The 21,544-nt window shown below is 71.1% G+C and carries 13 protein-coding genes; 10 read left to right on the top strand and 3 right to left on the bottom strand.

Features of this window, described 5'->3' with window-relative positions; translation table 11 throughout:
- Nucleotides 1-257: 257 nt before the first annotated feature.
- The 3 genes from ACIRQ9_RS30040 (at nt 258) to hflX (ending at nt 5,579) form a co-directional block, all read left to right on the top strand.
- Nucleotides 258-2,375, top strand: a complete 2,118-nt coding sequence (locus ACIRQ9_RS30040) for a RelA/SpoT family protein (RefSeq protein WP_404180263.1) — start codon at nt 258-260, stop codon at nt 2,373-2,375.
- A gap of 68 nt (nt 2,376-2,443) precedes the next feature.
- Nucleotides 2,444-3,925 carry a M1 family metallopeptidase gene (locus ACIRQ9_RS30035; RefSeq protein WP_404180260.1) on the top strand — a complete coding sequence of 494 codons (1,482 nt, stop codon included), beginning with the start codon at nt 2,444-2,446 and terminating at the stop codon, nt 3,923-3,925.
- Between the two features lie 160 nt (nt 3,926-4,085).
- Nucleotides 4,086-5,579, top strand: coding sequence for a GTPase HflX (gene hflX / locus ACIRQ9_RS30030; RefSeq protein ID WP_404180257.1), 1,494 nt, complete (start codon nt 4,086-4,088; stop codon nt 5,577-5,579).
- 160 nt (nt 5,580-5,739) lie between these two features.
- Here the strand turns inward: hflX and ACIRQ9_RS30025 are convergent, their stop codons facing one another.
- The gene (locus tag ACIRQ9_RS30025) at nt 5,740-6,957 is read right to left on the bottom strand and encodes a trypsin-like serine peptidase (protein ID WP_404180254.1); all 1,218 of its coding nucleotides are present in this window, start codon (nt 6,955-6,957) and stop codon (nt 5,740-5,742) included.
- Nucleotides 6,958-7,398: 441 nt separating this feature from the next.
- Here ACIRQ9_RS30025 and ACIRQ9_RS30020 point away from each other — a divergent pair, with 441 nt between their 5' ends.
- The 4 genes from ACIRQ9_RS30020 to ACIRQ9_RS30005 all read left to right on the top strand — a co-directional run bounded on the left by ACIRQ9_RS30020 (nt 7,399) and on the right by ACIRQ9_RS30005 (nt 15,074).
- Nucleotides 7,399-9,051, top strand: a complete 1,653-nt coding sequence (locus ACIRQ9_RS30020; protein WP_404180251.1) for a diaminobutyrate--2-oxoglutarate transaminase family protein — start codon at nt 7,399-7,401, stop codon at nt 9,049-9,051.
- 401 nt (nt 9,052-9,452) lie between these two features.
- Nucleotides 9,453-11,684, top strand: a complete 2,232-nt coding sequence (locus tag ACIRQ9_RS30015; RefSeq protein ID WP_404180248.1) for an IucA/IucC family protein — start codon at nt 9,453-9,455, stop codon at nt 11,682-11,684.
- Nucleotides 11,685-11,881: 197 nt separating this feature from the next.
- Nucleotides 11,882-12,787, top strand: coding sequence for a GNAT family N-acetyltransferase (locus tag ACIRQ9_RS30010; RefSeq protein WP_404180245.1), 906 nt, complete (start codon nt 11,882-11,884; stop codon nt 12,785-12,787).
- Between the two features lie 310 nt (nt 12,788-13,097).
- Complete coding sequence (locus ACIRQ9_RS30005; protein WP_404180242.1) at nt 13,098-15,074, top strand: ATP-dependent DNA helicase; 1,977 nt, start codon at nt 13,098-13,100, stop codon at nt 15,072-15,074.
- Nucleotides 15,075-15,252: 178 nt separating this feature from the next.
- On the opposite strand, the gene lexA is transcribed toward ACIRQ9_RS30005, so the two are convergent.
- Nucleotides 15,253-16,032 carry a transcriptional repressor LexA gene (lexA, locus tag ACIRQ9_RS30000; RefSeq protein ID WP_404180239.1) on the bottom strand — a complete coding sequence of 260 codons (780 nt, stop codon included), beginning with the start codon at nt 16,030-16,032 and terminating at the stop codon, nt 15,253-15,255.
- A gap of 504 nt (nt 16,033-16,536) precedes the next feature.
- On the opposite strand from lexA, the gene nrdR reads away from it, so the two are divergent.
- Together nrdR and ACIRQ9_RS29990 are read left to right on the top strand one after the other, a co-directional pair.
- On the top strand, nt 16,537-17,088 hold the full coding sequence (gene nrdR / locus ACIRQ9_RS29995) for a transcriptional regulator NrdR (RefSeq protein ID WP_404180236.1): 552 nt from the start codon (nt 16,537-16,539) through the stop codon (nt 17,086-17,088).
- A 164-nt stretch (nt 17,089-17,252) separates the two neighbouring features.
- Complete coding sequence (locus tag ACIRQ9_RS29990; protein WP_404180232.1) at nt 17,253-20,153, top strand: vitamin B12-dependent ribonucleotide reductase; 2,901 nt, start codon at nt 17,253-17,255, stop codon at nt 20,151-20,153.
- A 75-nt stretch (nt 20,154-20,228) separates the two neighbouring features.
- On the opposite strand, the gene ACIRQ9_RS29985 is transcribed toward ACIRQ9_RS29990, so the two are convergent.
- Nucleotides 20,229-20,762 carry a TerD family protein gene (locus tag ACIRQ9_RS29985; RefSeq protein WP_404180229.1) on the bottom strand — a complete coding sequence of 178 codons (534 nt, stop codon included), beginning with the start codon at nt 20,760-20,762 and terminating at the stop codon, nt 20,229-20,231.
- A gap of 151 nt (nt 20,763-20,913) precedes the next feature.
- On the opposite strand from ACIRQ9_RS29985, the gene ACIRQ9_RS29980 reads away from it, so the two are divergent.
- On the top strand, nt 20,914-21,519 hold the full coding sequence (locus ACIRQ9_RS29980) for a YdbC family protein (protein WP_404180226.1): 606 nt from the start codon (nt 20,914-20,916) through the stop codon (nt 21,517-21,519).
- The last annotated feature ends 25 nt before the right edge of the window (nt 21,520-21,544 follow it).

Genomic DNA, 21,544 nt, shown 5'->3' with positions numbered 1-21,544 from the left:
CCAACACCCCGATCCACGGCTCGTGTTGCCGCCGACGGCGAGAAACGTCGGCCACCCCCCGAACAGGTGGCGCAAAATCGTAAACCTCCAAGTCGTCGCTCGAATGGGTGATCCGTTTCACGCTGGGCGAGAGGCGGTCAGTCGGGTGTGTTGGGCTCGATAGCATCAAGCACCGGCACGGACGGGGGAACGCCACCGATCCCTGAGCCTCGTATGCCCTGGGGCCCCGCCCGCCGGTTCACGAGCCGGAGGTGCCCATGAGTGCGGAGGCCACGAACCCTGCGACGCCCGGACCTGTAGTGCCCACAGCGGCCCGCAGGAAGGCCCGCCCCCGGATCGATCTGCGTCGGCTCGGCCGGGCCGCGCTGCTCGGCAACGCCGCACGCGGCAAGCTCCCCGACGCCATCGGCCACGTCGCCGAGGCCCACCGCGCCCACCACCCCGACGCCGACCTCGAACCCCTGCGCCGCGCCTGGGTGCTGGCCGAGTCCTCGCACCGCGGGCAGATGCGCAAGAGCGGCGAGCCCTACATCACCCACCCCCTCGCGGTCACCCTGATCCTCGCGGAACTCGGAGCCGAGACCACGACCCTGACGGCGTCCCTGCTCCACGACACCGTCGAGGACACCGACGTGACCCTCGACCAGGTCCGGGAACAGTTCGGCGAGGAGGTCCGTTACCTGGTCGACGGGGTGACGAAACTCGAGAAGGTCGACTACGGGGCCGCCGCCGAACCCGAGACGTTCCGGAAGATGCTCGTCGCCACCGGCAGCGACGTCCGGGTGATGTCGATCAAGCTCGCCGACCGTCTGCACAACATGCGCACCCTCGGCGTGATGCGCCCCGAGAAGCAGGAGCGCATCGCCAAGGTCACCCGCGACGTCCTCATCCCGCTCGCCGAACGGCTCGGCGTGCAGGCCCTGAAGACCGAGCTGGAGGACCTGGTCTTCGCCATCCTGCACCCCGAGGAGTACGCGCACACCAGAGAGCTGATCGCGCGGAACGCCGCCCGCGCCGACGACCCCCTGGCCGAGATCGCCGACGAGGTGCGCGGAGTGCTGCGCGAGGCCGACATCCCCGCCGAAGTCCTCATCAGACCGCGCCACTTCGTCTCCGTCCACCGCGTCGGCCGCAAACGCGGCGAACTGCGCGGCGCAGACTTCGGCCGGCTGCTCGTGCTGGTCAACGAGGACGCGGACTGTTACGCCGTCCTCGGTGAACTGCACACCTGTCTCACCCCGGTCGTCTCGGAGTTCAAGGACTTCATCGCCGTACCGAAGTTCAACCTCTACCAGTCGCTGCACACCGCGGTGGCCCGCGCCGACGGGCAGGTCGCCGAAGTCCTCATCCGCACCCACCAGATGCACAAGGTCGCCGAGGCCGGCGTCGTCGCCCTCGGCAACCCCTACGCCCCGGCAGGCGAGGCACTTCCCGCCGACGCCCCGGACGACGGCGAGCGCGCCGACCCGACCCGCCCCGGCTGGCTCTCCCGCCTCCTCGACTGGCAGAAGGCCGCGCCCGACACCGACACCTTCTGGTCCACCCTCCGCGAGGACCTCGCCCAGGACCGCGAGATCACCGTCTTCCGCCCCGACGGCGGCACCCTCGGCCTCCCGGACGGCGCCACCTGCGTCGACGCGGCCTACGCCCAGTACGGCGAGGACGCCCACGCCTGCATCGGCGCCCGCGTCAACGGCCGCCTCGCCACCCTCAGCACCGTCCTCAAGGACGGCGACAGCGTCCAGCTGCTGATGGGCCAGGACCCGGCCTCCGAACCCTCCCGGGAATGGCTGGACCACGCCCACACGCCCGCCGCGCGCATCGCCATCCAGCGCTGGCTCGCCGCCCACCCGGACAGTGCCGACGAGCCGCACACCCCGGTGACCGTGCCCACCCGCCCGGTCCCGGAACCCCAGGCCGCCGCGCCCCGCACCGCCAGCGCCGTGGTCGTCGACCGGCCCGACGCGACCGTACGGCTGGCCGGCTGCTGCACGCCCGTACCGCCCGACGAGGTCACCGGCTTCGCGGTCCGCGGGGGAGTGGTCACCGTGCACCGCCTGGCCTGCGCCTCGGTCGCGCACATGAAGGGCAGCGGACGCCCCGAGACCGCCGTCAGCTGGGGCGACAGCACCGGCTGCCGGGTCACCCTGGTCGCCGAATCGTTCGGCCGCCCGCACCTGCTGGCCGACCTCACCGAGGCGATGGCCCAGGAGGGCGCGGAGATCGTCTCGGCGACCGTGGAGCCGCCCAGCCAGCAGCGCGTCCGCCACACCTACACCGTCGAGCTGCCCGACGCCGCCCACCTGCCCGCCCTGATGCGCGCGATGCGGAACGTGCCCGGTGTGTACGACGTGGACCGAGCGCAACATCAGTAGGCACCCGTTCGAGTGAACCGGACGCGAGGCGTCACCGCGGGCCGGGAGCGCGCTGGTAGCGGTGGTCCATGTCGCTCATCCTCCGCGTCCGTCGGCCCCGGCGCCGGCACGTCGCGCTGCTCGCCTCCGCCGTGTCCGTCGCCCTGCTCGGCGCGAGCGCCCCGCCGGCGCCGCTGGGCATCGGCGACCGGCTCTTCCCCTACCTCGGAAACCCCGGGTACGACGTGGCGTCGTACGACCTCTCCTTCACCTACCCCGGCCGCAACGACAAGCCGCTCCAGGCCGTCACCACCATCGACGCCTGGACCACGGCCGACCTGAACCGCGTCAACCTGGACTTCGCGCACGGCAAGGTCGAGTCCGTCGAGGTCGACGGCCGGCCCGCCGCCTTCGCGAACGCCGGCGAGGACCTGGTCGTCACACCGGACCGGCCGCTGCGGCAGGGCAGCTGGACGCGGATCACCGTGAAGCACACCAGCGACCCGGTGGCCGCCAAGGGACAGGACGGCGGCTGGGTGCGGACCACCGACGGGCTCGCCATGGCGAACCAGGCCGACGCCGCCCACCTGGTCTTCCCGTGCAACGACCACCCGTCGGACAAGGCGATGTTCACCTTCCACGTGACCGCACCGAACGGCTACACCGTGGTCGCCAACGGCATCCCCACCGACTCCGCCAGGATCGGGCGGCAGACCACCTGGACCTATCGCACCGAGCACCCCATGGCCACCGAGCTGGCCCAGGTCTCCATCGGCCGCTCCGCCGTACTGCGCCGCAAGGGCCCGCACGGCCTCCCCGTCCGCGACGTCGTCCCGGCCGCCGACACCAAGGCCCTCGAACCGTGGCTGGCCAAGACCCCGGACCAGATCGCCTGGCTGGAGAGCAAGGTCGGGCCCTACCCGTTCGAGACGTACGGCGTGCTCATGGCACAGGCGGCCACCGGCTTCGAGCTGGAGACCCAGACCCTCTCCCTCTTCGAGAAGGGCCTGTTCACCGAGCCCGCCTATCCCAAGTGGTACATCGAGTCGATCATGGTGCACGAGCTGTCCCACCAGTGGTTCGGCGACAGCGTCAGCCCGCGCGTCTGGTCGGACGTCTGGCTGAACGAGGGCCATGCGACCTGGTACGAGGCGCTGTACGCGGAGGAGAAGGGCAAGCAGCCCATGGTCAACCGGATGAAGGCCGCCTACGGCGCCTCCGACCGCTGGCGCGCCGCCGGCGGACCGCCCGCCCGGCCCAAGGTGCCCGAGCCCGGCCAGAAGATCAGCATCTTCCGCCCCAGCATCTACGACGGCGCCGCCCTCGCCCTCTACGCCCTGCGCCAGGAGATCGGCAGGCCCGCCTTCGAGCGACTGGAGCGGATCTGGGTGCAGCGGCACAGGGACTCCACCGCCACCACCGCCGACTACGTCCGGCTGGCCTCGGCGGTCGCGAACCGCGACCTCACCGGCTTCTTCGACGCCTGGCTGTACGGCGCGAAGACCCCGCCGATGCCCGGCCACCCGGACTGGAAGCAGGTCGCGGCCCCGGCCAAGCAGTCCAAGAAGTGACGGCGGGACGGCCCCCGGAATAACACGATGCCGGGGCGGCCCGTACCGTGCGACCATCATGGGGTCGGCGCGGTACGGGTCGCGGGGAATCTCCCGGGGTACTCGTACGTTGAGTGAGAGCGAACGCCGATTTCGGCATCCCCATCGACGTAAGGACCCAATGACCTCCTCTTCTTCCCCTTCCCAGGACACCAGGCGCCTCGCGCAGGACTACCCCGAAGGTCTTCGGGCCGATGCCCTGATGGAAGAGGACGTCGCCTGGAGCCACGAGATCGACGGAGAGCGGGACGGCGACCAGTTCGACCGCTCCGAGCGCGCGGCCCTGCGCCGCGTCGCCGGTCTCTCCACCGAGCTCGAGGACGTCACCGAGGTCGAGTACCGCCAGCTCCGCCTGGAGCGGGTCGTGCTGGTCGGGGTGTGGACCTCCGGCACCGTGCAGGACGCGGACAACTCCCTCGCGGAGCTGGCCGCCCTCGCCGAGACGGCGGGCGCACTGGTGCTCGACGGCGTCATCCAGCGCCGTGACAAGCCCGACGCGGCCACCTACATCGGCTCAGGCAAGGCCCTTGAGCTGCGCGACATCGTCGTCGAGAGCGGCGCGGACACCGTCATCTGCGACGGTGAGCTGAGCCCCGGCCAGCTGATCCAGCTGGAGGACGTCGTCAAGGTCAAGGTCATCGACCGGACCGCCCTGATCCTGGACATCTTCGCCCAGCACGCCAAATCCCGAGAGGGCAAGGCGCAGGTCGCGCTCGCGCAGATGCAGTACATGCTGCCGCGACTGCGCGGCTGGGGTCAGTCGCTGTCCCGGCAGATGGGCGGCGGCTCGGGCGGCGGTCTCGCCACCCGTGGTCCCGGTGAGACCAAGATCGAGACGGACCGGCGTCGGATCCGCGAGAAGATGGCGAAGATGCGCCGGGAGATCGCGGAGATGAAGACCGGCCGCGACATCAAGCGCCAGGAACGCAAGCGCCACAAGGTGCCGTCCGTCGCCATCGCCGGATACACCAACGCCGGCAAGTCCTCCCTGCTCAACCGCCTCACCGGCGCCGGTGTCCTGGTCGAGAACGCCCTGTTCGCGACCCTGGACCCGACCGTCCGCCGCGCGGAGACCCCGAGCGGCCGCCTCTACACGCTGGCGGACACCGTCGGCTTCGTGCGCCACCTGCCCCACCACCTGGTCGAGGCGTTCCGCTCCACCATGGAGGAGGTCGGCGACGCCGACCTGATCCTGCACGTGGTCGACGGCTCCCACCCGGTACCGGAGGAGCAGCTGGCCGCCGTGCGCGAGGTGATCAGGGACGTCGGTGCCACCGACGTACCCGAGGTCGTGGTGATCAACAAGGCGGACGCGGCGGACCCGCTGGTCCTCCAGCGGCTCCTGCGCAACGAGAAGCGGTCCATCGCCGTCTCGGCCCGCACCGGCCAGGGCATCCAGGAACTCCTCGCCCTGATCGACGACGAGCTGCCCCGCCCGTCGGTCGAGATCGAGGCCCTCGTCCCCTACACCCACGGCAAGCTCGTCGCCCGCGCCCACAACGAGGGCGAGGTGCTCTCCGAGGAGCACACCGCCGAGGGCACCCTGCTCAAGGTCCGGGTGCACGAGGAACTCGCGGCGGAACTCACGCCGTACGTGCCGGCCCCGGCCGCATGACGAGCACCGCCTGACGAGCACCGCGTAAAGGGCCGGCCCCCTCCCAGGGGGCCGGCCCTTCGGCTTTGCCGGTGCGCGGAAAGCCTCACGGTCAGCCGCTACGGCAGGCCGGCCGCCGAAGCACTTCCCTCACGGGGCGCGACGGCGGCAACCACCCCGCTCACTGCCCGGCGAACTCCTTGCTGAGCCCCTCGTACACGTCCTTCGCCACGTCACCGAACCGCGGTCCGGCCAGCCAGCCCGAACTCACCGGCCCGATCGACGTGTTGGACACCAGCGCCGGCTTGCCGTCGGCACCCGTCTCCACCCAGCCGCCGCCCGACGCCCCGCCGGTCATCGTGCAGCCGATCCGGTACATCGTCGGCGCCGACGCGTCGACCGACAGCCGCCCCGGCTTGTCCGCGCACTGGTACATCAGCGACCCGTCGTACGGCTTCGCCGCCGGATACCCGGTGGCCGTGATGCTCGGCACCTTCGGCACGGCAGGCCCGGCGAAGTTCACCGGCAGCGCCGAACCGACAGTCTCTTCCAGGGACTTGCCGCCACTTCCCTGCTCGGGCGTCACATGGATCACGGCGTAGTCGTACGAGGCGCCGTTACCGCCCGTCTCCCCGCCCTGGTCGATCCACTGCTGCGAGGTCTGCGCCCCGTCACCCCACCAGACCCCGTAGGGCGCGATCCGGGACCGCGCCGCCTGCGCGAGCGCCGTACCCGTCAGTCCCTGGTCGTTGTACGACGGCACGAACGCGACGTTGCGGTACCAGCCGCCCTTCTTGCCCGCGTGCACGCAATGGCCGGCCGTCCACACCAGGTTGGACTTGCCCGGGTGCGCCGGATCCTCGACGACCGTCGCCGAGCAGACCATCGTGCCCTCGGGGGAGTCGAAGAACACCTTCCCGGCGGTGGCCGCGTTGGCGTGGTACGACGGCCGCACGGCCTTCGCCTGGACCGGGGCCGGCGTCGGATCCGTCACGCCCTGGTCACCGGAGAGATCGTTCTCGTCGACGCCGTTGCCCTGGTTCGGGTCGTCGGCGTTCCGCATCCGCTTCGGGTCCCACAGGCCCTTGATGATGGGATTGACGAAGTCGTTGGCCTCACGCAGCCAGTCGGCCCTGTCCCAGTTCTTCCAGGCGCCGTTCTTCCACTTGTCTATGTCTATCCCGTGCTCTTTGAGCTTGTTCTTGATGTCGTCCGGGATCTTGATCTTGCCGTCGCCGGTGTCGGCCGTGGCGGACGCGGACGCCGGGCCGCTCGCGTTGTCGTCGCCGGAGCTGTCGCAGGCGGTGGCGGTCAGCGCCAGCGCCGAGGCGAGGGCGACGACCGCCAGCGCCCGGGGCGCGCCCCCTCGACGGGTGAACGACGGCCGGATGGATCGCATGCTGGTGACTCCCCCTGTTGGTAAGGAACTTCGGCGTCACACTAGGCGCTCGCCGTGCGGGCCCGCCCATGGGAGGGCAACGGTTTGGCTACGGGCCCCGGGACGGCGACACCCCACGCTCCACGCGGCCCACCGGTCTCGCCGGGGGCCGAGGGGCGGTCTGGCGGCCCTGCCCGTATCGGCCTCCTCCGGTCTGCCGTGACGGTCCGGACGGGCCGGCTGTGAGGCCCCGGAAGGGGGTGGGGCGTGCTGCCGTCGCCGGAGTGTCAGGCAGGCGCGTGGGCGCCGCTGCCGGTGTCCCTCGGTACGGCCCAGGTAATGATCTTGGGGCAACCCGTAACCCACCGGCCGGTCCGGGGTTGGTAGCGGTGGGGGTTCCGCTGCCTGTGCCCGGTGCCCGCCGATCAACTCGCCTCTGGACAGCGGGGAGGACAGCGAGCCGTGGCCGTGACGGAGTCGGTGACCGGGGAGACGTCCGGGGGAGCGCGCGAGGCGCACGAGGGGATCCTGAGACGCCAGTCGGCGCGCGAGTCGCGGGCCCGGACCTACGCCCGCGCCCTCCCCATCGTGCCGGTGCGAGCCCGCGGCCTGACCATCGAAGGTGCCGACGGCCGCCGCTACCTGGACTGCCTCTCCGGTGCCGGCACCCTCGCGCTCGGGCACAACCATCCCGTCGTGCTGGAGGCGATCCGCAAGGTCCTCGACTCCGGCGCCCCGCTCTCGATCCTCGACCTGGCGACCCCCGTCAAGGACGCCTTCACCACCGAACTGTTCCGCACTCTGCCACCCGGCCTCGCCGACCGCGCCCGCGTCCAGTTCTGCGGGCCCGCCGGCACGGACGCCGTCGAGGCCGCCTTCAAACTGGTCCGGGCCGCCACCGGCCGCACCGGGATGCTCGCCTTCACCGGCGCCTACCACGGCATGACCAGCGGTGCGCTGGCCGCTTCCGGCGGGGCCGGTGACGTGCGGGTCGCCCGGCTGCCCTACCCGCAGGACTACCGCTGCCCGTTCGGAGTCGGCGGCCCCGGCGGCGCCGAACTCGCCGCCCGCTGGACCGAGTCCGTCCTCGACGACCCCAAGTCCGGCGTCCCGCTGCCCGCCGGCATGATTCTCGAACCCGTCCAGGGCGAAGGCGGGGTACTTCCCGCGCCCGACGTGTGGCTCCGCCGGATGCGGCAGCTGACCGCCGACCGCGGCATCCCCCTGATCGCGGACGAGATCCAGACCGGGGTCGGCAGGACCGGCGCCTTCTGGGCCGTCGAGCACAGCGGCGTCGTCCCCGACGTGATGGTCCTGTCCAAGGCCATCGGCGGCAGCCTGCCGCTCGCCGTCGTCGTCTACCGCGACGACCTCGACGTCTGGGAGCCCGGCGCCCATGCCGGAACGTTCCGCGGCAACCAGCTCGCCATGGCGGCCGGCACGGCCACCCTCGCCCACGTCCGGGAGAACGGCCTCTCCGAACGCGCGGCCCTGCTCGGCTCCCGCATGCTCTCCCGATTGCGCGCTCTGCAGGACGAGTTCGCGTGCGTGGGCGACGTGCGGGGACGGGGCCTGATGATCGGGGTCGAGTTCGTGGACCCGGAAGACGAGCGGAGCACGGCGGCCGCGCGAAACGGACACGCGCGGCCCGCGGGCGAGTCGAAGGACCACCCGGGGAGCCGGTGGGACGGCGACGGTGGGTTCCGCGGCTCGGTGCCGGACACGGTGGTGGAGCCACGGGGTGCCGCCGTGGAGGGAGTCGACACGGTCCGCGAAACCGGAGGCGGGAGCAGCGTCGGCGCCCTCGTGAGCGGAAGGGACGGCGGCGCGCTGAGCGGGTGGGACGACGGGAGCCGTTCCCGGCCGCACCCGGCCGCTCCCGAACTGGCCTCCGCCGTCCAGCGAGCCTGTCTGGAGCGCGGACTGATCGTCGAACTCGGCGGCCGTCACGCCGGTGTCGTGCGGCTCCTGCCGCCGCTGACCATCACCGACGAACAGGCCGCGGCCGTCCTGGACCGTCTCGCCGACGCCGTGGCGGCGGTCGCCCGCGACCCGGTGGCCCACGGCGTGCGACCACCCCGCCGACCGGACGGGCGCGACGAGCCGTCCGGCTAGGCGACCCACCCGTAACAGGCCGCCCGGCCACCGCGCCCAAGGCGGCCGAGCCGAGCGGACGCCCCGGAGCGCATCGGCCCGCCGGACCACCCACGAGCCACGCCCTCCAGGGAACGCGGCCTGCCTCCCGGTGTCCCGGCACCGCCGGACCATCGCCGTAGGCGCACCGTCCCCTCGGTGCCGACGGCGACGCCGAGTCCGACGCACCCCGTCGCTCACCCCACGGGCCGTCATCGACTCACCCGGCCCGACCGGGCCACGCCTCGAACTCCACATCGTCCACTCCTCTTCCGTCAGGACAACCACCCCCCGATCCGCACCCCCCGGCCGGCCGAATCGCCGCAGGCGACGGGCGACGACCACCGGCCGGTACCGCACCGCCCAAGCCCCGAGGAACCGCCTTGAACGCCACCCCCGCCCCCGACGACCACGGCGACCACGGTCCGCAGGGACACCCCGTTCCGCTCGCCGAGGCGGTTCCCCAGCAACGCGGCCGCACCGACCCGCCCGAGCCGCACCGGGACGACACAACGGACCTCCTGGAACACCCGGACCCGCACGTCGCCGCCCAGGCCGCCGCCGTGGAGAACCTGCTGCGCTGCTGGGCACGCGAGACGAACCTCCCCGCCCCCGACACCGGCGCCCTCCACATCCCGCTGCCCGCCAGCGGCACCGCGCTGATCACCCCGGTCCGCCACTGGTCCCCGACCGGCTGGCACCGCTTCGGCCCACCGCGCCTGGCAGGGGCCCCGGACACCGCCCCGCCCGTCGACGCCCTCACCCTCGCCGCACTCCTCGGCAGGGAGACGACCGGAGCGGCGAGGGCGACAGCGGCCCAGCGCGAGAGCGTACCGGCTCAGGCCGAGCGCGATAGCGGGCCTGTGCCGGTGCACGGCAGTACTGGCCTGGCCGAGGGCAGCGCGGGCCAGGCTCCCGGCGCAACCGATCTGGTCGAGGACAGCAGCGGCCCCGACGAGAGCGGCATCGCCGAACAGCGCGGCGACACCAGCCCGGTCCACAGCGGCACCAGCCCCGGCGAGGGTTCCGGTGGCCCGGTCGCGAGCGCCGTTGCCGAAGCCGGCGGCAACCGATCCCGCCTCGGCGGAGACTCCCCGCGCCCCGACGCGCCGTCCCGCCCCGCCGACGGCGCCGTCCGTACACCGGTAGCTCCCGCCGCCGGTGACCTGGTGGCTCGCGTAGCCGACTCCCTGCGCCGTACGGCCACCTTCATCGCGGACAGGCGGGCCCACCCGGCCGACGGGCCCGACCGCTTTCTCTCCGCCGAACAGGCGCTCCTCCTCGGTCACCCGCTGCACCCGACCCCGAAGAGCCGCGAGGGCCTGACCGACGCCGAAGCCCGGCTCTACTCACCGGAGCTGCGCGGCTCCTTCCCCCTGCACTGGATGGCCGTCGCCTCCTCCCTCCTCGCCACCGACTCGGCCTGGACCGAGCGCGGCCGTCCCGTCCCCGCCGCGCACCTCATGGAAAGCCTGGCCGGCACGGCTCTCCCCCTGCCCTACGGCTGTGCCGCCGCCCTGCCCCTGCACCCCTGGCAGGCCCGCGAGATCCGCCACCGCAGGACGGTCGCCGCCCTGCTCGACGCCGGCCTCCTGCGCGACCTGGGCCCCCTGGGCGCCCCCTGGCATCCCACCTCCTCCGTACGGACCGTGCACCGCAGCGGCGCCCGCGCGATGCTCAAGCTGTCTCTCGGCCTGCGCATCACCAACTCCCGCCGGGAGAACCTGCGCAAGGAACTCCACCGCGGTGTGGAGGTGCACCGGCTGCTGCGCACCGGACTCGCCGAGCGCTGGCAGGCCGCCCACCCCGGCTTCGACATCGTGCGCGATCCCGCCTGGCTCGGCGTGGACGGCCAGGACGGCCGGCCCGTGCCCGGACTCGACGTGATGATCCGGCACAACCCGTTCACCTCCGCCGAAGACGTGTCCTGCCTCGCCGGACTGGCCGCACCCGTCCCCCTCGACCTCCCGGCCGCGAAAGGCGGTCCACGCCCGTACCGGTCCCGGCTCGCCCGGGTGGTCGCCAGGCTCGGCGAACGCTGCGGCCGCCCCGTCGGCGCCGTCAGCGCCGAGTGGTTCCTGCGCTACCTGGAGCAGGTCGTCCGCCCGGTGCTCTGGCTCGACGGCGAGGCCGGAATCGCCCTGGAGGCACACCAGCAGAACACCCTGCTCCTGCTGGACGCCGACGGCTGGCCCGCCGGTGGCCGCTACCGGGACAACCAGGGCTACTACTTCCGTGAGTCCCGGCGGGCGGAACTCGACGCCCGGCTGCCCGGTATCGGCGAGCACAGCGACACCTTCGTCCCCGACGAGGTCGTCGACGAACGCCTCACCTACTACCTCGCCGTCAACAACGTCCTCGGCCTGATCGGCGCCTTCGGCTCCCAACGGCTCGCCGATGAGCGTGTGCTGCTCGCGGCCTTCCGTCGATTCCTCGCCGACGTGGCCTCCGGACCCGCCCGGCTGCGCACCTCTCTGCCCGGCCGACTGCTCGACTCACCCGTCCTGCGCTGCAAGGCCAACCTCCTGACCCGGCTGCACGGACTCGACGAACTCGTCGGTCCGGTCGACACCCAGTCCGTCTACGTGACCATCGCCAACCCCCTCCATTCCTGACCGTCCGACCGTCCGACCGTCCGACCGCCCGGCCGCCCGGTCGGCACCGGCTTCGGCGCCGGCCCTCCAGCCTTCGGTCGCCGACTGCCTCACCGGCCACCGTCGACCGACATCTCTCCACGGATCTCTGTCCATCGCCCTCCGTTCACCTCCCGACCGAGGAACATGCCCCACCTCGTCTCCTGAAGGAGCGCACCATGCCTCCCACCGACGCGAGCGCCGACGCAGGCCCCGTACCGGTCCACCCCGTCCACCCCGGCGATCCGGCGCACTTCGGCCGCCCGGGTCCCGCCGAGGACACCCGCGACTGCGAGGACACCCTGGATCTCCGGCTTCCCGCCGATTTCCTCGCTCTCCTCTCCCAGAAGGGGCCCGCCCCCGACCACGGCAGTGGAGACCTCCCCGCACCGGCAGCCCCGGAACGAGCCGCCGCCCACGACCGGGCCGCCACGCTCGACGACGACCGCTCCGCCGAGCCCGGTCACGACCGGCCGGTCTCCGTCCACGACCAGCTAGGCCCACTCGACACCCTCGACCTGCTCGACCAGCCGGCCGGCTGGGCTCCCACGGAGACCCCCGTCGGCACCTTCCACCTCGTGCCGCTCGACCTCGAACGCGACCTGCCGGTCATCAGCCGCTGGATGAACGACCCCGCGGTGGCCGCCTTCTGGCAACTGGCCGGCTCACCGGCACGGACGGAGGACCACCTGCGTGCCCAGCTCGCCGGGGACGGACGCAGCGTGCCCTGCCTGGGCAGCCTCGACGGCACCCCGATGAGCTACTGGGAGATCTACCGGGCCGACCTCGACCCGCTCGCCCGCCACTACCCCGCGCGCCCGCACGACACCGGACTCCACGTCCTCATCGGCGAAGCGGCCGACAGGGGCCGTGGGCTGGGGTCCGTCCTGCTTCGAGCCGCTGCCGATCTCGTACTCGACCACCGCCCCGCCTGCGCACGTGTGGTCGCGGAGCCCGATCTTCGCAACACCCCCTCCGTGGCCGCCTTCCTCGGCGCGGGCTTCCGCTACGCCGCCGAACTCGACCTGCCTGCCAAACGGGCCGCCCTCATGATCCGGGACCGGCCCCTACGTCATCTGATGTAGCGCTGAGTGATGGCGCGTACACATGTAGTACGAAGCGGCGGCCGATCAAGTTCCCGGCCCACGAAGAAATTCGGAAGCCTCGGCTTGCGGCCGCACAGCATGACGAAGAGTCCCTGCTTGCGGGCCGCGCGTATAAGGAAAGGACACGGGTGTCGCCCTCGCCTGCTCCGCGCCCGGCCCGGCTTTCCAGTGCTCCGGACCTGACCCGCCCGGACCCGACCCGCCCGGTCCCGGCCATCCCGCCCGGTCCCGGCCCTCGTCCCGCCGTGATAGCCCGTTTGTCAGTGCCGGGCCGTAGGGTGGTCGCGCTATGACGAAGCCCTCACTCCCTGAACTCCTGCACGCCGCGGTCACAGCTGTCGGCGGTACGGAGCGCCCCGGCCAGGTGACCATGGCCGAATCGGTCGCCGAAGCGATCGACGACGGATCCCATCTGCTGGTCCAGGCCGGTACCGGCACCGGAAAGTCCCTCGGCTATCTGGTGCCCGCGCTGGCCCACGGGGGGCGGGTCGTGGTGGCCACGGCGACCCTCGCTCTGCAGAGACAGCTCGTGGAGCGGGACCTGCCGCGTACCGTCGACTCCCTGCACCCGCTGCTGCGCCGCCGCCCGGAGTTCGCGATGCTCAAGGGCAGGTCGAACTACCTGTGTCTGCACCGGCTGCACGAGGGCGTACCGCAGGACGAGGAGGAGGGCCTCTTCGACCAGTTCGAGGCGGCGGCGCCGACCAGCAAGCTCGGCCAGGACCTGCTGCGGCTGCGGGACTGGGCGGACGAGACCGACACCGGTGACCGTGACGGCCTCACCCCGGGCGTCTCCGACAAAGCCTGGGCGCAGGTGTCGGTCTCCTCGCGGGAGTGTCTGGGCGCGTCCAAGTGCGCCTACGGCGCCGAGTGCTTCGCCGAGACGGCCCGCGAGCGCGCGAAGCTCGCGGATGTCGTCGTCACCAACCACGCGCTGCTGGCGATCGACGCCATCGAGGGCGCCCCGGTGCTCCCGCAGCACGAGGTGCTGATCGTGGACGAGGCACACGAACTGGTCTCCCGTGTCACCGGCGTCGCCACCGGCGAGCTCACCCCGGGTCAGGTCAACCGGGCGGTCCGGCGTGCCGCCAAGCTGGTCGACGAGAAGGCCGCCGACCAGCTCCAGACCGCCGCCGAGGGCTTCGAGCGGCTGATGGAGCTGGCCCTGCCGGGCCGCCTTGAGGAGATCCCGGAGGATCTGGGCTATGCCCTGGCGGCTCTCAGGGACGCCGCCCGTACGGTGATCTCCGCCATCGGCACCACCCGCGACAAGTCGGTCCAGGACGAGGACGCGGTCCGCAAGCAGGCACTGGCCTCGGTGGAGGGCGTGCACGACGTGGCGGAGCGGATCGTGAACGGCTCCGAGTGGGACGTCGTCTGGTACGAACGCCACGACCGCTTCGGCGCCTCCGTGCGGGTCGCCCCGATGTCCGTATCGGGCCTGCTCAGGGAGAAGCTCTTCGCGGACCGCTCGGTCACCCTCACCTCGGCGACGCTCAAGCTCGGCGGCGACTTCAACGGCGTGGGTGCCTCCCTGGGGCTCGGCCCGGAGGGCGCCGAGGGCGACGACCTGCCGCAGTGGAAGGGGGTCGACGTCGGTTCGCCGTTCGACTATCCGAAGCAGGGCATCCTCTACGTCGCCAAGCATCTGTCGCGTCCCGCGCGGGACGGCGACCGCGCCGACATGCTCGACGAACTGACCGAGCTGATCCAGGCGGCCGGCGGCCGCACCCTCGGTCTCTTCTCCTCGATGCGGGCCGCCCAGCAGGCCGCCGAGGAACTGCGCGTCCGGATCCCCGAGTTCCCGGTGCTGCTGCAGGGTGAGGAGACCCTCGGCGAACTGATCAAGAACTTCGCCGCCGACCCGCGGACCTGTCTCTTCGGCACGCTGTCCCTGTGGCAGGGCGTCGACGTGCCGGGCCCCAGCTGTCAGCTGGTGGTCATGGACAAGATTCCGTTCCCGCGCCCGGACGACCCGCTGATGAGCGCGCGGCAGAAGGCCGTCGAGGACGCCGGCGGCAACGGCTTCATGGCGGTCGCGGCCACGCATGCCGCGCTGCTCATGGCCCAGGGCGCGGGCCGGCTGGTCCGGGCGTCCGGCGACCGGGGCGTGGTGGCCGTGCTCGACCAGCGGCTGGCGACGGCGCGGTACGGCGGCTATCTGAAGTCGTCACTGCCCGACTTCTGGTACACGACGGACCGTAACCAGGTCAGGCGGTCGCTGGCCGCCATCGACGCGGCGGCGCAGCAGGCGGAGGCGCAGTGATCGCGGGTTAGCCTGACCCGGAGCCGGGTCAGGCTAACCCGCGATCGAGAAGAGACGGGCGCCAGGGGTCTGGGGCGAGGTGGTCCGGGCGGTTCCGGACAGTGCAAGACCCCGGAACCGGCGCAGGGGTCCCGGGGCCCGATCGGAGGGCGGGCGGAGTGGCCGCCCGCCGTCGGCGTCAGACGCGCCGCAGTACCGCGACGACCTTGCCCAGGATGGTCGCGTCGTCGCCGGGGATCGGCTCGTAGGCCGCGTTGTGGGGGAGGAGCCAGACATGGCCGTCCTCGCGCTTGAAGCGCTTGACGGTGGCCTCGCCGTCCAGCATGGCCGCGACGATGTCGCCGTTCTCGGCGACCGGCTGGCGGCGGACGGTGACCCAGTCGCCGTCGCAGATCGCGGCCTCGATCATGGAGTCCCCGACGACCTTGAGCACGAACAGCTCGCCGTCGCCGACCAGCTGCCGGGGGAGAGGGAAGACGTCCTCGACCGACTCCTCGGCGAGGATCGGGCCACCGGCGGCGATCCGGCCGACCAGCGGGACGTAGGACGCGGCGGGCTTGCCGGCGGTGTCCGTGGGCTGCACGCTCACGGCCTGGTCCGAGCCGCGCACCTCGTACGCGCGCGGGCGGTGCGGGTCGCGGCGCAGGAAGCCCTTGCGCTCCAGAGCCATCAACTGGTGCGCCACCGAGGACGTGCTGGACAGCCCGACGGCCTGGCCGATCTCGCGCATCGACGGCGGGTAGCCCCGGCGCTGCACCGAATCCCGGATCACCTCGATCACCCGCCGCTGCCGGTCGGTCAGGCCCGAGCTGTCGGCCCGGATGCCTGGAGGTCGGCCCGGCAGGGACCGCTTGTGTCCCTCGGGGTTCACGGCTTCGTTCACGGCATGCACCGGGTCGAGTCGGCCCTGGGAGCGGTCCTGGGCGGTGATGGTGGCACTGTCTGCGGTCGTGGTCACGTCGGCCCCTCTCGATGGTCTCCCTGCTGGACAACGGTAGTTGCTTTCGAAAGGTTGCGCCAAACACACGTTCGAGTGAAAAAACGCGGTTCACCGTACGCGACCACATGTTTGGGTGTATGGCTCATGCGGCACCCAGCGGACAAAAGGTTCCATTGCTGTACTCTTCACCGCCGGGCCGATGGCCTTGTGGGTGTGCCCAGTCTGCCATCAGGACCGCCGCCCACCGGGGCCGCTGTCCCCATCTGCGTCGGAGTCGCACGTGACCTCCGTGCGGCGCCCACGGTATCTCCGTATCCGCGGTAGCGGTACGTGTGCGACACGCGCAACCTGGCGATGTATCAGCCAATCACCACATCTAGTGGTTGGATTCCGGAGGCGGCCCACAAGTTGTGGTCCCCCGGGTCTCCGGCGGCTCTGAGATCGCCTATGCTTGGGGCTGCTTCGCGGGGCCCGAGTGGCCTGGCGAGGTCATCGAGTCTGCTGTGAGGAGGGTTGGAGATCATGCACTGCCCCTTCTGCAGGCACCCCGACAGCCGTGTGGTCGACAGCCGTACGACCGACGACGGCACGTCGATCCGCAGGCGCCGCCAGTGTCCCGACTGCTCCCGTCGTTTCACGACCGTGGAGACGTGCTCGCTCATGGTGGTGAAGCGGTCCGGAGTCACCGAGCCGTTCAGCCGTACCAAGGTCATCAACGGCGTGCGCAAGGCGTGCCAGGGGCGGCCCGTCACCGAGGACGCGCTCGCGCTGCTCGGCCAGCGGGTCGAGGAGGCGGTGCGGGCCACCGGAAGCGCCGAGCTGACCACCCACGACGTGGGCCTGGCCATACTCGGCCCGTTGCAGGAACTCGACCTCGTCGCCTACCTGCGGTTCGCCTCCGTCTACCGGGCCTTCGACTCGCTCGACGACTTCGAGGCCGCGATCGCGGAGCTCAGGAAGGCGGCACAGGACCCCGCCGCGGACGACGAAGACGCGGGCGCGGGGAGCCAGAAAGGCGATCACGGGCCGGGCGGAGGCACCCGTACGCCCGAGCCCGTCCACATCACCGGCTGACGGGCGGACCGGAACCGGGCGGAGGGCTCGGATCCGGTTGTCGAACGGCGATCCAGGACTTGTCGCGGATGGCAGCTGAGGGTGTCCGCGGCGTGACTACAGAACAGCGTGTCACGGGAACATCGTGGCATTTCAGGGCGTTTTCGCCCGTAGAGGGAGGCGGCATGACAGAGACGGCGAGCGGTCCGGCACGGAGTTCCCGCGCGAAGGGAACCAAGGCCACCAAGGGACTGCGCATCGAGCGCATCCACACCACTCCCGGCGTGCATCCGTACGACGAGGTGAGCTGGGAGCGCCGTGACGTCGTCATGACCAACTGGCGCGACGGCTCGGTCAATTTCGAGCAGCGTGGCGTCGAGTTCCCCGACTTCTGGTCGGTGAACGCGGTCAACATCGTCACCAGCAAGTACTTCCGGGGCGCCGTCGGCACCCCGCAGCGCGAGACCGGCCTCAGGCAGCTGATCGACCGCATCGTGAGGACGTACCGGAAGGCCGGCGAGGACCACAAGTACTTCGCCTCGCCCGCCGACGCCGAGATCTTCGAGCACGAGCTGGCCTACGCCCTCCTGCACCAGATCTTCAGCTTCAACAGCCCCGTGTGGTTCAACGTGGGCACGCCGCAGCCCCAGCAGGTCTCCGCCTGCTTCATCCTGGCCGTCGACGACTCCATGGAGTCGATCCTCGACTGGTACAAGGAAGAGGGCATGATCTTCAAGGGCGGCTCCGGCGCCGGCCTGAACCTCTCCCGGATCCGTTCCTCCAAGGAACTGCTCTCCTCCGGCGGCAACGCCTCCGGTCCGGTCTCCTTCATGCGGGGCGCGGACGCCTCCGCCGGCACCATCAAGTCGGGCGGCGCCACCCGCCGCGCCGCCAAGATGGTCATCCTGGACGTCGACCACCCCGACATCGAGGACTTCATCAAGACCAAGGTGACGGAAGAGGAGAAGATCCGCGCCCTGCGCGACGCGGGCTTCGACATGGACCTGGGCGGCGACGACATCACGTCCGTCCAGTACCAGAACGCCAACAACTCCGTCCGTGTGAACGACGAGTTCATGAAGGCGGTCGAGCAGGGCGGACAGTTCGGTCTGCGTGCCCGCATGACCGGCGAGGTCATCGAGGAGGTCCAGGCCAAGAGCCTGTTCCGCAAGATGGCCGAGGCCGCCTGGGCCTGCGCCGACCCGGGCATCCAGTACGACGACACGATCAACCACTGGCACACCTGCCCGGAGTCCGGCCGCATCAACGGCTCGAACCCCTGCAGCGAGTACATGCACCTGGACAACACGTCCTGCAACCTCGCCTCGCTGAACCTGATGAAGTTCCTGAAGGACGACGGCAAGGGCACCCAGTCCTTCGACGTCGAGCGCTTCGCGAAGGTCGTCGAGCTGGTCATCACCGCGATGGACATCTCCATCTGCTTCGCGGACTTCCCGACCCAGAAGATCGGCGAGAACACCCGCGCCTTCCGCCAGCTCGGCATCGGCTACGCCAACCTCGGCGCCCTGCTGATGGCGACCGGCCACGCCTACGACTCCGACGGCGGCCGTGCGCTGGCCGGTGCCATCACCTCCCTGATGACCGGCACGGCGTACAAGCGCTCCTCCGAGCTCGCCGCGGTCGTCGGCCCGTACGACGGCTACGCCCGCAACGCGGACGCCCACAACCGGGTCATGCAGCAGCACGCCGACGCCAACGCCGTGGCCGTCCGCGTGGACGACCTTGACACCCCGGTGTGGGCCGCCGCCACTGAGGCCTGGCAGGACGTGGTCCGCCTCGGCGAGAAGAACGGTTTCCGTAACTCCCAGGCGTCCGTTCTCGCTCCCACCGGCACCATCGGTCTCGCGATGTCCTGCGACACCACCGGTGTCGAGCCCGACCTGGCGCTCGTGAAGTTCAAGAAGCTGGTCGGCGGCGGCTCGATGCAGATCGTCAACGGCACCGTTCCGCAGGCCCTGCGCCGCCTGGGCTACCAGGAGGAGCAGATCGAGGCGATCGTCGCTCACATCGCCGAGAACGGCAACGTGATCGACGCCCCCGGCCTCAAGCCGGCGCACTACGAGGTCTTCGACTGCGCCATGGGCGAGCGCGCCATCTCCCCGATGGGCCACGTCCGCATGATGGCCGCGATCCAGCCGTGGATCTCCGGTGCCATCTCCAAGACGGTCAACATGCCGGAGACGGCGACCGTCGAGGAGGTCGAGGAGATCTACTTCGAGGCCTGGAAGCTCGGCGTCAAGGCGCTCGCGATCTACCGCGACAACTGCAAGGTCGGCCAGCCCCTCTCCGCCAAGACCAAGGAGAAGGAGAAGACCGAGGTCACCGAGAAGGCCGAGGCGACCATCCGCGAGACGGTCGAGAAGGTCATCGAGTACCGCCCGGTCCGCAAGCGTCTGCCGAAGGGGCGTCCCGGCATCACCACGTCCTTCACCGTCGGCGGCGCCGAGGGTTACATGACGGCCAACTCCTACCCGGACGACGGCCTGGGCGAGGTCTTCCTGAAGATGTCCAAGCAGGGTTCGACCCTCGCGGGCATGATGGACGCCTTCTCCATCGCGGTCTCCGTAGGCCTCCAGTACGGCGTGCCGCTGGAGACGTACGTCTCGAAGTTCACCAACATGCGCTTCGAGCCGGCCGGCATGACGGACGACCCGGACGTGCGGATGGCGCAGTCGATCGTCGACTACATCTTCCGTCGCCTGGCGCTGGACTTCCTGCCGTTCGAGACGCGCTCCGCCCTCGGCATCCACTCCGCCGAGGAGCGCCAGCGGCACCTGGAGACCGGCTCGTACGAGCAGTCCCTGGAGGACGGCGACGTCGATGTCGAGGGGCTGGCCCAGTCGGCGCCGCGCGCCCAGGAGCTGAAGGCCGTGGCGGCCCCGAAGGTCGAGGCCGCGGTTGCCGAGCCCGCCCCCAGGCAGGCCCACACCAGCGCCGAGCTGGTGGAGATGCAGCTGGGCATCCAGGCGGACGCTCCGCTCTGCTTCTCCTGCGGTACGAAGATGCAGCGGGCCGGTTCCTGCTACATCTGCGAGGGCTGTGGCTCGACCAGCGGCTGCAGCTGACGCGTTGACATGAGATGAGGTAAGGGGCGTCGGCCACGGCCGACGCCCCTTACCGCTGCTCCGGTTCCCTTCCCGTCACGGCCGGCCGAGGCCGCCCATGGCACGGGTGAAGACCTCGGTGTCGTCCTCGAAACCGTGCAGGCCGGGCCGGAAGCTCCAGGCGCCGGAACCGTCGCGCACGAACTCCGCGACGGCGGCCGCGGTCGCCCCGAGGACTGAGCCGAAGTCGTTCTCGGCCAGCACGTTGTAGCCCTCCCGCACGCGTACCTCCGGGTTCAGGACGTTCACGAACGTCCGGTGCGCGGAACGCTGCTGGATGACGGCCCCGACCACCACGCGGGCGTACCGGGCGTCGAGCCGGTCGAGTTCGAGCGTCATCACCTCGTCCCAGCCGAAGCCCTTGCCGTCCTGGCTGTCCCGGTTGAGAAAGATCGTCCCGTCGGGCGAGCGGCTGTCGAAGTGCACGAGGTACGCGGCGGTCCCGTAGGGATCGTCCGCCGTGTACGTACCGGCGATGATGTCGAGATCCGTGGGCGGCTGCCCGGACGGGCTGGGATCCCACTTGAGCGCGACCTCGACCTTGCCGATCGCCTTGCTGAAACCGCTCATCACGTGTCCCCTTCCCCCGGGAGATCAACTACCCCAACTACTGGGCTGCCAAGGCTCTTTGTCCATCGTGCCACGTGCGCGGGGGCGCGTGCGCGGGTGATCTCCGCCGGAGCGTGACCGGCGCCACGTCCCATGGCCGTACGATGGCGCGGTGCTGGTCAAGTGGATTCGCTGCACCGTGGTGGACCGCCGCGGCTTCGAGCGGGGGCAGCGGAAATGGGCGGGGCTTCTGGGGGAGCCGGGATTTCGGGGACAAGGCGGTGGCTGGAGCCGGCGGCGGGCCGGAGTGGCGCATACCTTCGCCTTCTGGGAGAGCCGTGCCTTCTACGACTCCTTCATGGCGCGTTCGCACGACCGTCTGGCCGCGTCCCAGGCCGGTACGTTCAAGGACCAGCAGGTCAGGCTGTTCGAGTACCGGTTCGACGTGAAGACCGGTTTTGAACCGCGCTTCACGGACTCCGACCTCGTCAGGGTCGCCCACTGCCGGGTGCGCGAGGACCGCGTCGAGCACTTCACGCTGATGCAGGAGAAGGTCTGGAACCCGGCGATGGCGGGCTCACCCGGCATGATCCGAGGCATGTTCGCGGAGGCCCCGGCGAACGAGTTCATGATCCTCTCGATGTGGCGGGCCGCCGCCGAACACGGCAAGTACCGCACCGAGCGAGTGGAGCGTCTGGCGCTGCGCGCCCAGACGGAGACCGACATCACGGCCCTGACGGGCGACATCGTGGAGCTCGAACCGAGCTGGATCGTATGAACCTCCAACCCGGATATGTGTGACC

The sequence above is a fragment of the Streptomyces sp. NPDC101237 genome (assembly GCF_044767465.1).
GTDB classification, from domain to species: domain Bacteria; phylum Actinomycetota; class Actinomycetes; order Streptomycetales; family Streptomycetaceae; genus Streptomyces; species Streptomyces gramineus.
The sequence above is the reverse complement of the archived record's forward strand: the minus strand, read 5'-3'. Positions and strand labels throughout refer to the sequence as shown.